The following is a 14,841-nucleotide window of genomic DNA, read 5'->3' as shown; positions in this document are numbered from 1 at the left end:
CGGAAGACAGGCTTTCCACAGCCTATTTACTTTAGGCATGTTTTGTGTTAATATACAAAAGAATAAGGAGTTCCTATGTGCAACAAAGACTGCTCAACCACATCCTGTCCTTTTGCGTTTACCGATGAGTCTGAGAACATCCAGAGCTTAGGCTGCCTGCCATCCCCATTTGAGATTGTTGGTATGCGCCTGATCCATGGCAAAACGTGGGCCTGTCATTCCGATGTCACGAAACCATGCAAAGGCGCATTGAATGACATGCGCAGCATGAATATCGACTGTCGCGTTATCGACAGGGAGCTAGTGGATGAGAAAAACCTGAAGCCGGAGCATATGAACTACACACAATCACAGTCAGAGCAAATTCGTGCCGCTATGACTGCCTATCTGCAAGATTCCGAAAAAGTCGCCTGAGAGACGCCCTGTAGCTCAGGCTGAGGCTTTATGCTAGCATCTTCCGGTTAACAGCAACACGAACAGGGAACCGCAGTATAATGTCCATCTCGATAGAACCTTACATGGCCGAAATTGAACGCCCGTCAAAGTTACTAAGGGAACACATTCACCCTGAGTACTTCGAGATGATCAAGGAAGCAGCCAACTCCTTCCGCAAAGATCCTGAACACTGGGACAGGCTCATGAGCCTTGAGGGCAAAGAGATGTTTCGGGTAGATCATTACCACCTCTCCCTGCCCCGTAGAAAGCGCCTGATTGGAGAACTCCCCATCCTGTTTGAAATGGGCAGCCGACCCTTGCCACCAAAAGACATCGAGCAATTCATGCTGGCATTGGCTGATATTGATGTTTCACTGAACATGCTTTCCGTGGGAATGTCGCTGAACTCCAATATCAAGAAAGCACTTGAAGCGGCGTCAGCCATACATCCTACAGGCGGCACCAACTTAGGCATTCACTCGCACTTTTATTTCTCTCATCGTTTTGAAATGCTTGGTGCGCCTTTCTTCTCGCTGGACGATCAGCTGTACCTCGAACTTTGCCAGACTGATATCGGCAGTCAGATTGACTGCGCCTTTCTTCAGCCGCCCGCGCCTTTTATTTATCTGGAACTGGGCAGTAAGCGCCACGAAAACACCCCGCTTATCTGGCATCAGGAAAGTCACTGGCACCACCTTGAAGGCGCATACATCAGCACCTACTCTATGTCTGTGAAAGACGCGATAAAAAGCTTCTATCAGGATGACGAGGAAGACGATCCACTGTGGCGTGAAATGATGACGAAAGAGAACTTCCTCTGGCACGCCCTAGAAAATGGCTTCATCACTTCAGAAGGCGGCGACATCACCATGATGGATATTCTTCTGACAGGTTCTCCTGTTGGCAAAAGCCACCTGCTGGATGACTGCACTGCAACCATCTCCTTTGCCTTTCAGGAAGACACCAGCTCAGTACAGGAGCTGATCGATTTTTATATCTCCTACAGCTCAGGGGAAATGCAATCCAGAAAGGACGCGGGCGAATCCGAGTTCGACAAAATTTTTAAAATTAACACCTCCACCACCCTTGAAGACGAGGAACGACACTTTATACCGGATGCAATAAAAACCCTTGCTAAAGCTCTACTCTATATCAACTCAGAAAATTGTATCCAAAATCAGATCAGAGAGCGCACCGAATATAAAAAATCCCTTAAGCGCACACTAAACAAAGCGAAGATCCGCAAACTGAAACGAAGCGGCGCATCTTCCTGCGACTATATTAAAATCTCACTCCCCAGAGAAGAAGCCATCATGCTCACAACAGTCAATGATGGAGATCTCCCTAAAAACACGAAGTCGACACACTGGCGACGCGCACACTTCAACACTTACTGGACAGGCAAAGGAAGGACAGAGAAACGCATCAAGCGCATCCCGCGAAAGTTGGTTAATCCGGTTAAAGGCTTAGTGAAGCCGAAGGAGTATAAGGTCAAAGTTTAACCTTACAGATTATGCTGTGAAATAATTATATCAATAAAGCAAATTAATACTAAAGTACGGGTTAAAAGTCTGTTAAGAAAATTATATTATTTTTCTTAGGGAATTCATCTAGTTAATGACCTATATTGTATAAACAGAGGACGTTTACATTCTGCGGGTTTTTGAATATTAATTCACAGGAATATTTCGGCCAGTTACAGCAGCATATTATCCTGATTTTGTTCTGAGGTTGTTATGAATGGATACATACCGCCGAGCTACGCACATTTTTCTATTGTTGAAGACACCCCCACCGGTTTCTATGGCGATGCTCCTCAGCACGCCTTTCGCTATCATCAGCACACGATTGAGGCTCGCCACAGCAAAGGTACAATCAACGGCGACTTCATCAATGTTGGCCACTGCCAGCTGGCCATTCTCTCGCCCACCGTCCTGAAAGAGTCCTCGGTTGCGGTAAATGAATATTTCACCAACCACTCTGCGGACATGCTTCATTTGTTCACAACGTGTCAGACTCATCTCAATCTTTCTCAGCTCGCCCAGACCCATCACATAGTCATTATCCAGAAGATCTACATAAAGCCCCAATACCGTGGCATTGGCATGCTCAGTAATTACCTTAAAAGCCTTGAAAGCTTTCTGGAAGGACAGTACCAGCGGGCCATGGTATTCACGCAAACCAACCTCACCTTTTCCGAACTCAGGAGCGAGGAAGTAAATGACAATATGCTACTTACCTACAACCTCAAACTGGCAACACTGCTCCGCAAATCCGGCTTCAAACATATTCCTGACACACAAGACGTGCTCTACAAAACCGTATCTTCATACGGTTAAATAAAAACGCAACGAACGCAACAAATACGTGAAATTATATGCTATATTAATTTGACAAACCCTCAGTTAACTGTATAAATTAACAGGTGTAATATGGCGTGGATGTCCACTACTCAACTTGCTAAAAAACATGGTGTTTCTTCTCAAACCATCCGGCGTAATGTCGAAGCGGGTGTGTATGAAAAAGTTGAAAAATTGCCGAGTGGTCATTACCGGATTTTCGTTCCTGAAGGTGTAGTTATTGGTTATGTCAGAGTCAGCAGTGCAAAGCAAAAAAGCAGCCTTGCCACGCAGGAAGCGATCATCAGAAGCGCTTACCCTGACGCTGCGATCATCAGCGATATTGCCAGCAGCTTTAACTTCCACCGGAAAGGACTCCAGCACCTACTGGAACGCGCAGTGCGCGGTGATGTCATCCATGTTGTGGTTGCCTCACAAGACCGTCTTGCCCGCTCAGGCTTCGAACTTATCAAGCACCTTATCGAACTATCAGGCGGACAGGTCACAACACTGGATGACGCGACTGACCCCGCTGAGCCGTTCGACACAAACACCCTTGTCGGTTTTATTACCAGCTTCTGCAACAGCTATTACGGCAAGCGAAGCGCAAAACGGCGTCGTAAAAGCCACTAAGAAAATACGTTTTTTCCCGCACGATGAGGAGAAGTATAAGCAAGCACTTTTCTTGTACCGCCGCGCCTATAACCTCGCCGCAGAACGCTATCGAGAAGGCACACATCGCGATGAAAAAGGTGAGTTAATCAACCTCCGCCCGTGGGTGAAATCCATCTGCGAACCCGAACAGAAAGGCGCGGGGCGGGTTTACAACTCGCTGATCTGTGACAACGCAGTACGCGAAGCGGCGAAAACCTTTATCGCGGTTTGTAAAAACAACAAGCAGTTGAGCAAAGGAATATCACCCGCTCAAATGCGTTTTAAGACCCGCCGAGGTGACGTGCATTCCTTCAGAATGTGCCGCCTGCCAGCGGGGCTAAACCCCGCCGTAAAGGCGCTGGGAAGAATATCGCTGACTGAATCCGTACCGCCCGAAGCGGTCGATCAGTCCGTGACTGTCACCTGCAACAAAGGCCGCTGGTTCATCAATGTTCAGCAGCACATGACGCTTAAATCCGAGAAACAAGGTCAGGCTAAGTGTGTGAGCATCGATCAGGGTGTGCGAACCTTCGCCACCTGCTACAGCCCGAGCGAAGTCATTGCCTCAGGCGACAACATAGCGAAAGAAAAGTTATTTCCGCTGATGAAAAAGGTGGATGCTCTGCTTTCGCAGCGGCAGCGAATACTGAATCAGTGTAAAGGCCTTAAATTCCCTGATATGCCGCAGTGGGCAAGGGATAGGCTGACTTACATTGATAAAACGATTCGCCATATGAAGTGCAAAAAGGAAGATATTGTCAGGGATCTGCACCAGCGTCTGGCGCACTACCTGACCGAAGAATACGATGTGATTTTTCTGCCGCACTTTCAGACCCGAGGCATGGTGAAGCGCACCAAAGGCCGCGTCCTTCGCCGCAACACCTGCCGCCAGATGCTGAGTCTTGAGCATTACGCCTTCAAGCTACGCCTGAAATGGCTGGCGAAAAAGAAAGGAAAGTTAGTTTTCGACACTAATGAAAGCCATACCTCAAAAACAGTATCTCACACGGGTCGGGTCATTGAAAACTTAGGCGGCAGAAAGATAATACACGATGAAAACAAACGCATAGATCGCGATATTAACGGCGCTCGCGGCATTTTCATCAAAACACTTTCACAGGCAACTTGAGCCTTAATCATAACAACGAACCCCGCATATTGTGGCGTTCGTTGCGATTTTAATCAAGGGCACCCTGAAAGAATGAAAGAGAATCTAACACTTGAGACGTTAAGCCAAAACCTCAGAGCCTACCATGCAGAAGAAATCAAAGGGCACCGGTATTTCATTATCCGCCATGCCTTTCACGCCTCTCTGTATATCGATCCAACCGGCTTTACTGCTTATACCGAGAGGTACGAGTACTACAGCTAAGCACTGGCTATATTAGCCTTGGAAGAACTTAAACTGTCAGGAGAACTCAAGTACTGGCATAAACACCATTTCAAGAGTTAAAAAATGCCTTTCCTTACACGTCAGACATTACACCTTAATCCTGCCTGCAAGAATGCGCTGTTCCACAGAATCTACAGCGGTGCCGCGATTATAACCACAGGAGGCGGCTGACTGACATAACGTACTCATATCCAGCATAGTCACCGGACTGGCGTCATCATAATGCCCTTTTAGCAAGCGGTACAATTTGACCACCAGCACCTTGTCGACACGAGGTACGCCTGTACGCTGGTGGCGGGTGTGATGAATTGTATTGACGAGATCAGTGCGGTTATTAAGCAGGTATTCGCGCAATAATTTCTCACGACGCTCATTAATATCTATTGTATACAGCAACCCCTTTGTTATTTTGGCTGCAATATAGGCTGTCAGCATCATACCCAGCAAAACAGGATGCCATGCTGTCACGGTATCGATAAATATCCAGTACAGGCAGGCGACAACAGTACTGTCCATGTATAGCCACGGGATACCATCTGAGACCTGACAAAAGGCACTGTATTTCCGGTACTGTATTATACGGCAGCGGATTTCGTCAAAGCCCATATCGGCGTATACCGCCGCATCGACGATGGACTTTACCTCTTCGTAATTTAACACCTGATGACCAACTATTTCTTTCTCAAAGTCACCCCCAAAATACCTTTCTGCCATCTCATACTCTGACAGACAGGCGCGGGAAAATACCAACCTTTCTTCACTCACGACACCACCTACGACAACATGTCAACGAAAGCGAACATCAGTGAAGTGATCAAGACAGCACTCCCGCTAAAAAACAACAGGATGTTGGCACCTGATTCAACATCAGTTAAAACATCCTTAGAGAGCGGTGCTTCCATGCGCTTCAGCAGTCTGTGGAGCATATTATCACCATCCCCTTTAAGTCCGGCATACAGCATGACCGAAAACAGCACCAGCGACATAATAAATGCATCCAGATACTTGCCTGTCAGAGACAGATAAGCACCCCAACAAGGAATTGCAACAAGAACAAAAGAAGGGAAGAGACACATGAAAACAAACTGCTTTTTTCCCACTTCGGCGTATAAGCCTGATAAGGTTTTCATAATAAAATACTCCGTAAATACGGAGTAAATGATACCGGATGATTGTTTTGCGGACAACCGGCAGAGGCCTCCTGCCGATACAAAAAAGCGACCTCACAGACCGCTTTTTCGTAGAAATCACTTATAAGGCCAGAGGGTAACCCTGAACCTCAAAGATATTGGCATGATAGGCAGTATACGCATCCAAAGCTGACGCAAGCAGGCCTCCATTTGCAAAATACATTCTTAGCTTTAACAGCCGGAACCACCACAACAGACATCACTATCAAAGTCAGTAACGACTTGCTTAAACCAAACATTGCATTTTCCTCATATATACCTGCGGGTTACATCCAAAAACCTTATTGAGATAAATATACAATGTATTAAAAGCCTGAGGAATCCCCAAAATATCAAATAAAAAAGCGGCAAGAGAAGAATACAGTAAATTCTATGTAATTTACTGACTGGCTGACTGAAAGCTCCTTGGATACTGCATTCTTGGGGCTTTTTAGTTATTACACATATTACACACTACACTATAGGTACGCCTATATTTTAAGCAAAAAATAACCCCCTTGACAGCATACGGGTGGCATCTCAGGTGCCAAAACCACGAAAAGTCCCTAGAAGTTTTCTGGGGATTTTTATTACAAAACTCAAAAGTCGATCCTTGATTAAATGGTGTCACATTTAACACGACGTTATTGGCGATAGCAACAGTAACCCCGACGTATAATCTCCTGCTCCAGAAATTACAATTAATAATGACATAAATATAAAGTGAGATTTTTTCACAAAAACGATTTGAATATGTTTTTGCAAAATGATAGAAAGCAGAATGCCACCAATTAACCAGGTTTTTGACTTAATTATAATAAATTGATTGCTTTTAACAGGCTGTCATCTGGAGGGTTTTTCTTATTCTGTATAGAGCATAAAATTCCAACGCCAATCCGAACGTCTCATCCCATAATTTAGGATAATTGTTATCGAAGAGCAATATTGGCAGGAAAATAAAGCCAGCAATCATGTTGATTTTAATGTAACTATAATCTTCAATTTGTTTTGATAAAACCATTATGTATGCCGAAATCAGCATATAAACGCCAACAAAACCCATAACAGAAAATATAAGCTCAAGAGTAGCGCTTTGTAAGTTTAAAAACACTGACAAAGGTATTGATAATAAAAGTCCTATTTTATATATAGGGTAAAGTGCAAGTTTAATTGACGGGAACTTTCCAATTGCGGCAAAGAAGGATAGCGGCAAACACATTAAACTGTATGCAATAGATTCTTTGGAATCAAGATAAATTGAGGAAGTCATTATCATGATGCTTCCTACCATATTTAAAAACGGATAGGTTTTTGACTTTCCTTCAATATATCCAAGTGTCAGAGCTGTATAGCTTAGCGTTAGAATAGCAGCCCCAATAAAACCCAATACTAAAAATAGATTCATTACCTGACCTTTTTATTTCTTTCCTCGTCAATCGCGAGAATAAAACATAGATCTGACAGAGTTATATATTCATCAGTATTAGCCTCCCCTCTAAGCTGCATCTCTTGAAGCTTTTCTGTAAGCATCTCTAATGTAAATTCAGAATTATTTATCATAAACTGACCTCTTTCTATAAGGTTCGTTTTCTCAATATGTAAACAGCAGATGACACCTCTGATGCCACCTGCTTGCCCTTGACAGGAGGTTATTATCAGAATTACACAGTTTTATGTACTATATAGAACCAATGGCCGCCTTCAGTTATTAATGCTTCATTATTCAGCAGGGAATGCCTGCAATTCTACGAAGTCCACATAGAAGGTGTCTGCCGATGATGGCTGTAAGTATAGTCGCACGCTATTGCAAGTACTTGAATACAAGCCATATGATGCTGACAGATCATTCACCGATCCTGAAGGCACTGACAGACTACCACCTCCAAGCGTCTCCACACCCTCTTCACTATTGCCATCACAAGTCAGGATATAGAAGATACTCTGATCTGACTCAGAGTCACTCCACACATTAAATTCGATATAAAGACTGTCATCTACGAAGGTAGGTGCCACATCAGGCCACAGTTCAATGTAATCTTCCTGAGTACCACCTTCGCCGTTCATCATCTGAATAGCAAAAGCACCCGCAGTGCTGTCAAAATCATCATCCCACGCACGAGAGAAGTCAGTTACAGCCGAATCGTTAAACGTTCCGTTCGCTGTTGTAATTACCGGAGAATAAGTCCATGAAACATAAGATACCGTCTCCTCGCCAGAACCTAAATTATCGCAGTAGTTGCGGATCGCAAAGGCGAAAAATCCGATATCCTCACCCGTCTGATGCCGTTGCACATCAGCCGCATACTGCTCAGGGTACTCATGACCAACCGGACACCCAAAATCATCTGTCAACTCCTCTTCAGAGTCAGCCTCAGGTAGAGACACCTCACCCAGCCCCGGCAAAAACGGAGATTCTGTCACTTCTTCAACAACTTCCTCAGCGGTTTCAATCGCTGACGCAAGAAGATTCGTGCCGGAATAATCTACCGGATGACGAAATACGTTTTGCTGCGCCTCTGCTACAGGTGCCAATACACTCACAGACATCGCTGCCGCCAGTAATGCTTTTCTCATCAGAAATTTCACGTTTTAACCCTCATAAATACCAACATAAATACTATATTTTAAATATACAACGTATTAATTAAATGAACAACCTCGCTTCCGATAAATGTTAATGTTTCCACGATTTGGCAGTTATACTTTCGTTCAATAATAAACTGACACGTATTTACCTATAGCATTATTTGTGTTATTATCTAGCAATAATCGAAAGGGAAAAATATCACTATGACAGGCACTGATAAGAAAGTTTTAGTTGTTGGCAATGCAGTTGCTGCTGGCAGAGTCGCGCATCATTTAGCCAGCCATAACATCCGCAATGTCGCTGTTGTGGAAGGTGACGTACCGCCTTCAAAGGCTGACTTCTTAGACTGCTGCCCGCATAATATCAATATCACCCTGAGAGAAGACCTGCCTCACACCTTTGCCGAGCAGGATGTCAGCGGCAGCATATCCTCGCGACCCCATGGCTGGTATCGCATGTTTGATAACAATCCTCTTTATCGACGTGGCCGGTAGTACTTCGCAAGCGATTAAATTTTTATTTTCACTAACCCTGTTGGTGGAGATTATATCGTTTACACCAGAGATTTTTCACAAGCGATTCCACAACAGAGGCTATTGCGCATTTTAAAAATAAAAAGAGACTTTAAGCGCAAACTAACTTTACTTATCAGTTATTTTGTGATATTATCATTTCATCAACTGAGAGGATAATCCACATGCAGAAAGACTTTATTCTTCGTACCGCATTTACCCAACATTGCCTTATCAATGCGTTAAACAGTATCCTTGGCGAACACGGGATCGGCGTTCCCGTAACACATGTAGATATCAGCAGTCATGAAAGTGCTGCGAAAGTGCAATTCGCCTGCGGAAAGTCAGGTTACGCTATTTTCAGCTTTCCTCAGGAAACCGTTTGTCAGGTTAAAGCCCTTTGCATTGTCCGCAAACCAAGCGCCGAATTGTCATTTTATGCCAGCGGCAAAATCGATAAAGGTCGAAGCGCAGTCAAGGAAGTTATCACCGATGAAGAACGGGACTTCTACCAATTTTGTGTAAGCACCCAGCAATACCGTCGTTATTTAGCAACAGTAGACGCTTATAAATATAAGCCGGAAGAAGATAGATTACGATTAATAGAAGATCGTATCGCTAATGAGGCCCGCGTGAACCGTTTAATTGCCAGTGAAATCAAGGTCTGTAAGGCTGCTTAGCAATTTCTTTACACTCTCAGGCATAGTATTTGAATCTCTCCTGTGTAAAAAAACCACAGAAGGATGAACTATGGCAGCTTTTACACATATCGATGTATCTGACGGTGAAATTGTTTCAGTTAAAGAAGTAAACTACGCCAAGCCCGACTTTCCGCTGGCTGACGTTACTGACTTAATCGATACACTTAATGCAATTGGAGCAGGGCGTGATGACAAACTGTGCATTCAGCAGACAAAGGATAACGTACTCCTCTTTCTTGAATCACCGGAGAGACTGCATTCCATTGGCGTAAACAGCGATCATAATAAGGCGTTAAGTGAGCTTATCATCGCTATCAGCGATATGGATTTTGATAACCTCTGACATTCACTTCCGCCAGAAACCCAAAGCCTCTCAAGCAATTTTCCTTGGTTGAGAGGTTTTTACATAAAAACTTGTTATAACAGAAGGTTGCACCTAATGTCGTAGCCCTGAAAATAGATTTCAACAATAAATCTCTTGCCTTGAAAGCTTGAAAATAAAATATAATAATTAAGCAGCGTCTGGAAATTCCGGATAAATAATTAATTTTTATTTAAATTGCATTAAAAACAATAATATATTGGAAAGCTTGGTGTACATAATTGCAATTACAATAGTATACTTTTCATTGTATTAATATTAGGGTGTCTCAACCTGCCGGACATAAGGAACAAGCGTTTTGGCATTTCATCAGAATATTTCAAGCCTGAGACAAAGCATCTTAAGCAGGCATTATCATTTTTCTCACTTTAGATCTGTTTTTGACAGCAAAATATTTGCGATCCTCATGTCCCGCCATGCGGCTATTCGTGATGAGTTTAACCGACCCGGCCACGCAAGAAATATAGACAATCTGAAGGAAAGATTATTTGCACCATTTCTGGAGAAGATGAAGCAATTTGTCACCCTTACTCCTGAAAGACTAACTTCCTCTGTTCCCTATTCTTACCTCAGATCGCTCCAGTCACTCAATATATTGGAAGCTGATGACCATATCTATAAAGACGATATTATATGGCTGCCCGATGGACAGTTCTTACATACAGCGAGAGTAAGTAAGGACTGGGACGGAAAACCAAGCATTGAAAAAGAAGAGCTTTTCCTGACCAGTACGATATCCATTCTTAATACGACTCTGGCGCATGCTGAAGAGGCAGCGCGGGTAACAGAAACTCAGCTGGCCTTTGCCATGCTCAAAGGCTATGACGCTGAAACCAATACAATCGAGGAAAGCTGGCTGATGCACATCGATACAATGAAAACCATGCAAGCAGAAAGGAACGAGAAGTGGCACGCTGAATTCCTTAAGCTCTTCGAAGCCCGTCATCTATCCAAAGCGCTAAGAGAACAGCCTCTCAATATGGACAGCCTGACTTACAAAAACAATGTGCCTATTTATGATTACAAACAAAAACTCACCTTTCCCAAGTTCAAGCACCTGCTACGAAGATGGTCTCACACGTTTGTTCTTTCACTTACAGGGGAAAAGAAAATAAGCCAGCGTGACGCCGCCATAAAGCTTTTAAGCGTGGTGTCGAAATCGAAACAGGAACACTCAATAATACAGGGTCAGGTCGAGATGCTGGTGGAGTTACTGTCACGCTTCGGAAAACCCGTACCTTTCCGGACGGAAAATCTAACGCAATTAATATTCGACGCTATCGGAATTGGCGTGACGTCACATGCTACCATCCTCACAGCGCCTTTCTACCGCTCCGCAAAAGCTGCAACGACACAGATGATCAAGCGGGGAAAGATAGACAAAAGCCTTGCATCGCTTGTTACTGAGACACTCGCTACTGAGCAAGTTTTATCAGAATTCACCAAGGCAAAACTTAACGTCAGTGCGAAAGCAATCGCCGGTATGCTTCAGGCGGCGAATGTTTCGCCGCATGCTTTTGAAAACGCCCTCACCTTCGCCTATGGCAACAAAAATGGAATTTTGAGCGCCATCCGCATGTTTGATACCCCCAGCAGCTTTCAGGATATCAACAAGCAACGCCGCCTGAACCAAAACCGTTTTACGCTTCCCAAGCATCAGAGTAATGAGTTTCAAAGGCTCACTATTGCAACAGGCAGTGCGCCTCCGGACAAAATCGCAAGCGCATTTAGCAAGCTTGAAGCAGCGATAGACAAGGGAGAGACACTCGATGTAATTAATAACAGCACGAGATATCTTATTTTCGGTATAGCAGCACAATGGGGAACTGACTCAGAAATACTTTCCCGCTATATCGGACTGACCGCCGATCCCTTTGACTACGTTGTTCCTGCTGAGATTGCTGGCTTACCTGATTCCTTGTCAGCGGGAAAGATCTCAGCTGACATCATCACACAACTCTTAGCGCAAGACGCATTAACTCAGATCATAAGATATCTTGAAATTGGCACCTGCCTTTCAGGCGCTGACCCGACTTTACCTGAAAGTCTTTCAGCACGACTGAAAGAAGCCAATCTTGCTTCTTTTGCTTTGATCCAGTTAGACCTGTTTCGGGCTGACACACCTGACTTTGAAGGAATGATCGTGCCAACTCCGGACAACCTGCCTCAGTTTCTGGATGCCATAGCACAGGGCGATCCTGTCCTTGTCGACAAACGACTTTATGCCTTGGCCAAGTTTACTGAGCAGCAGGGCATAGATGTTGTCGATTTACTCACTCATTGCCCAATTACACTTACGGCAAAAATAATGCAATTAATTGCCAACTAGGTATTGACATTTCCACGATATTTGTTATTATACAACCTGAGCTGGTTGATGTGACGCAGCGTATCGAGACACCTCGGGTTCGAGTCCCGAGTAGCTCCACCATATAGGCATTTTTAAAGTGTCTATATTTATGGGGCTAAAATGGTATCGACCTTGATGCAAAACGAAACGGACAGCTTGTGAGGCAGATGCTCACCGATAGTACGCTATCGAAAAAGCTACCTAAACTTAAATGCAAACGATAACCGTTATGCTGTAGCGGCCTAGCCGCTACCGAGTCTCGACACTAGGCTTGTCACCCAACTCTGTGTCACTACAGCCGCCTTCGGGCGGCTGCTTAGTCTTTGTTTGTCACGCTATGCGAGGGATGTATGAGTCAGTCAAATAAAAACAAAAAGACCGTGGTCTCTGTGCGTAAAGTGAATCACGAATATACTGTGGAAGATACCCTTGAGGCTGGCGTAAAGCTGGCTGGCTGGCAGGTGTCTGCTATCCGCGCAGGGCGTATCTCCGCCATAGGTGTTCCCTATGTCACCTTTGGTAGCGACAACATCCCCGTTGCAAACGGCTTCAATGTCACCCCGATGCCCAATACTGATCCTCTGACGCTTCGCAATGCCTCACCAGAAGCCCCCATTAAGCTGCTGCTGACGAAAAAGCAGATCAGCCGACTGCTGGCATCAAGAGAACGCGAAGGCTACACACTGGTCATCAGAGAGCTTTATTTTAGCGGTTCTTTCCTGAAGGCCGAATTATGTACGGTGAAGGGCAAGAAGCAATATGACAAGCGTCAGGCCATCAAGGCGCGTGATGATGCCCGTCATGCTGACCGCGCAATAAAGCAGGCAAGGTTATAAACTGAGAATACCTGAACAGCCCGACCCGCCCGCTAACTACCACAAAGTGTCAGAAGAAGACATAGCCAAGTCAGGTGAGCTGTAACTCCCACCACTTGCATTTTTAGCTGCACCTGTCGTTGAGTATTAATTTTATTTTCTCGAAAAGATATTATATTTGATTCCGGAACTAGCCAAAGGCCGCATTTATTCGCCTCAAGACGATGATTGCCCTCGACTTTCCCACACCCGATACAATATCCGCTAACACCAGCATTCTCAAGATGTTGATCTTCCATGGAAGCAAAGGAAGCGATTTCGGAGTTTTGATATGTATGTTTCTATATCACCCGCCCCGCTAAAAAAATGAATTGTTCCGTATATACTAGGTCGTACTCACTAGAACACTCCCATTCCTTGTGCGTTGCGAAGAAACTAAAAAATTAGTGTTTATTGAAAAATACCATTAGTTTACCCATAGCTACACGACAAGTAGTGAAAATATCTTTAGCTACGAGTGAGATTACGGCAAAACTTGCAATGCTTAGCGCTAAAATCACCATTCCAAATCCAGTATACATCCATTTCTCGGTTTCGTCGTTACATACAGCACCTAGTAGCGGCTGGGATGAACACCCGTTATTAAATGATGCAATCACAAGCCCGATTGCCATTACCAAGACTGATACAGAAATGGTTAATTCGCGCCAGTCGCTTGAAGCGGTATGTAAATTCTTACATTTGGTCATGCTATCTCCGTTTAGTTAACGATTCTGACTTATATCAGGAAGTGAATATTCCTAATAGTTAATTATATTATCAATAAAAAAGAGAAAGTAAATAAAAAGGCGTAAAATCTACTGCCGAGCGAGCACATAATTGACAAGACATAGTTATTGTGATATTATTAATTTCATCAACTGACAGAGAGAGTTTATGAGATATATTAGTTCTTTTGTTTTTGCCGTTATGTTTTTAGGCTCGTTTGCAGCACTGTCCAGTGCTGGCGAGGACGATATTAAGGGATTCAGCGATCCGGCATTTCTCTCAGCAAAGACAATGCTTACCAGCTTGGCACCTGAGGCCAGCAGTTATTGTGTGAACGGTGCTGCGTTTGTTCTGTCCGGCCAGCCTCGGTATGCCGAGCAGTACAGGCAAGATTTCGGTGTATGTATGAATGTACTGGTTAAGCGCCACAGACAACACTTCGGAATTGAGGACTAATACATGCTTATACGCACCCCGCACATCATCACCATCGCACTCGGCCTGTCACTGGGCGGCTGCGCCACGCCGGAATGGGCCGAGGAACAGGCGGAATTAATTTCAGATGAGTGTAAAAATCACGCTGCCCATGCTGAAAAAAAAGGTCACCGCCCGCTTCAGGCATATGCCCAATGCATGGATTTATCGCTCCAGTATCTTCAGGCCAGAGCAGAGGCTAAGCGACAACGTTAAAAACACATCACAGTAACGGTGAGTTCCTTAAGTTTACTCAAATAAA

At 44.4% G+C, this 14,841-nt stretch carries 18 protein-coding genes; 13 read left to right on the top strand and 5 right to left on the bottom strand.

Translation table 11 applies throughout. The features are described from left to right. The first annotated feature begins 75 nt into the window (after positions 1–75). The 6 genes from ACXAGR_RS10620 (at position 76) to ACXAGR_RS10595 (ending at position 4,800) form a co-directional block, all read left to right on the top strand. Entirely contained in the window at positions 76–414 is a 339-nt protein-coding gene (locus tag ACXAGR_RS10620) for a hypothetical protein (protein WP_474850023.1), read from the top strand. An 80-nt stretch (positions 415–494) separates the two neighbouring features. Then, positions 495–1,937, top strand: coding sequence for an AcrVA2 family anti-CRISPR protein (locus tag ACXAGR_RS10615; protein WP_474850021.1), 1,443 nt, complete (start codon positions 495–497; stop codon positions 1,935–1,937). A gap of 234 nt (positions 1,938–2,171) precedes the next feature. Next, complete coding sequence (locus ACXAGR_RS10610) at positions 2,172–2,774, top strand: hypothetical protein (protein ID WP_474850019.1); 603 nt, start codon at positions 2,172–2,174, stop codon at positions 2,772–2,774. 93 nt (positions 2,775–2,867) lie between these two features. Then, positions 2,868–3,407: an IS607 family transposase gene (locus ACXAGR_RS10605; protein WP_474850017.1), complete on the top strand. Its 540-nt coding sequence runs from the start codon at positions 2,868–2,870 to the stop codon at positions 3,405–3,407. Then, positions 3,289–4,557, top strand: a complete 1,269-nt coding sequence (locus tag ACXAGR_RS10600; RefSeq protein ID WP_474850015.1) for a zinc ribbon domain-containing protein — start codon at positions 3,289–3,291, stop codon at positions 4,555–4,557. Before ACXAGR_RS10605 ends, ACXAGR_RS10600 begins: the two co-directional genes overlap by 119 nt. A 72-nt stretch (positions 4,558–4,629) precedes the next feature. Continuing rightward, a complete protein-coding gene (locus ACXAGR_RS10595; RefSeq protein ID WP_474850013.1) occupies positions 4,630–4,800 on the top strand; it encodes a hypothetical protein in 171 nt (56 codons plus the stop codon). A 108-nt stretch (positions 4,801–4,908) separates the two neighbouring features. Here ACXAGR_RS10595 and ACXAGR_RS10590 read toward each other — a convergent pair whose 3' ends face one another. The 4 genes from ACXAGR_RS10590 to ACXAGR_RS10575 form a co-directional block, all read right to left on the bottom strand. Next, a complete protein-coding gene (locus ACXAGR_RS10590; protein ID WP_474850011.1) occupies positions 4,909–5,586 on the bottom strand; it encodes a hypothetical protein in 678 nt (225 codons plus the stop codon). An 8-nt stretch (positions 5,587–5,594) separates the two neighbouring features. Next, complete coding sequence (locus ACXAGR_RS10585; RefSeq protein ID WP_474850009.1) at positions 5,595–5,951, bottom strand: hypothetical protein; 357 nt, start codon at positions 5,949–5,951, stop codon at positions 5,595–5,597. An 871-nt stretch (positions 5,952–6,822) separates the two neighbouring features. After that, on the bottom strand, positions 6,823–7,395 hold the full coding sequence (locus tag ACXAGR_RS10580; protein WP_474850007.1) for a CBU_0592 family membrane protein: 573 nt from the start codon (positions 7,393–7,395) through the stop codon (positions 6,823–6,825). A gap of 314 nt (positions 7,396–7,709) precedes the next feature. Then, positions 7,710–8,576 (bottom strand): hypothetical protein, encoded by an 867-nt coding sequence (locus ACXAGR_RS10575; protein ID WP_474850005.1) that lies wholly within the window; start codon positions 8,574–8,576, stop codon positions 7,710–7,712. Positions 8,577–8,780: 204 nt separating this feature from the next. Between ACXAGR_RS10575 and ACXAGR_RS10570 the strand changes: the two genes are divergently transcribed. The 5 genes from ACXAGR_RS10570 (at position 8,781) to ACXAGR_RS10550 (ending at position 13,358) form a co-directional block, all read left to right on the top strand. Next, positions 8,781–9,071, top strand: a complete 291-nt coding sequence (locus ACXAGR_RS10570) for a hypothetical protein (RefSeq protein WP_474850003.1) — start codon at positions 8,781–8,783, stop codon at positions 9,069–9,071. 203 nt (positions 9,072–9,274) lie between these two features. Beyond that, on the top strand, positions 9,275–9,769 hold the full coding sequence (locus ACXAGR_RS10565) for a hypothetical protein (protein ID WP_474850001.1): 495 nt from the start codon (positions 9,275–9,277) through the stop codon (positions 9,767–9,769). Positions 9,770–9,839: 70 nt separating this feature from the next. Continuing rightward, the gene (locus ACXAGR_RS10560; protein WP_474849999.1) at positions 9,840–10,133 is read left to right on the top strand and encodes a hypothetical protein; all 294 of its coding nucleotides are present in this window, start codon (positions 9,840–9,842) and stop codon (positions 10,131–10,133) included. 337 nt (positions 10,134–10,470) lie between these two features. Next, positions 10,471–12,501 carry a hypothetical protein gene (locus ACXAGR_RS10555; protein WP_474849997.1) on the top strand — a complete coding sequence of 677 codons (2,031 nt, stop codon included), beginning with the start codon at positions 10,471–10,473 and terminating at the stop codon, positions 12,499–12,501. 371 nt (positions 12,502–12,872) lie between these two features. Further along, positions 12,873–13,358, top strand: a complete 486-nt coding sequence (locus tag ACXAGR_RS10550) for an SsrA-binding protein (protein ID WP_474849995.1) — start codon at positions 12,873–12,875, stop codon at positions 13,356–13,358. A gap of 422 nt (positions 13,359–13,780) precedes the next feature. Here the strand turns inward: ACXAGR_RS10550 and ACXAGR_RS10545 are convergent, their stop codons facing one another. Continuing rightward, a complete protein-coding gene (locus tag ACXAGR_RS10545) occupies positions 13,781–14,086 on the bottom strand; it encodes a hypothetical protein (protein ID WP_474849993.1) in 306 nt (101 codons plus the stop codon). Positions 14,087–14,273: 187 nt separating this feature from the next. Between ACXAGR_RS10545 and ACXAGR_RS10540 the strand changes: the two genes are divergently transcribed. Both ACXAGR_RS10540 and ACXAGR_RS10535 read left to right on the top strand, forming a co-directional pair. After that, on the top strand, positions 14,274–14,561 hold the full coding sequence (locus tag ACXAGR_RS10540; RefSeq protein ID WP_474849991.1) for a hypothetical protein: 288 nt from the start codon (positions 14,274–14,276) through the stop codon (positions 14,559–14,561). Between the two features lie 3 nt (positions 14,562–14,564). Then, entirely contained in the window at positions 14,565–14,795 is a 231-nt protein-coding gene (locus ACXAGR_RS10535) for a hypothetical protein (RefSeq protein WP_474849989.1), read from the top strand. Positions 14,796–14,841: the final 46 nt, after the last annotated feature.

The organism is Alteromonas sp. ABH4_457 (genome assembly GCF_056160625.1).
Note: the sequence above shows the minus strand (reverse complement) of the source record. Positions and strands in the feature narration are given on the sequence as shown.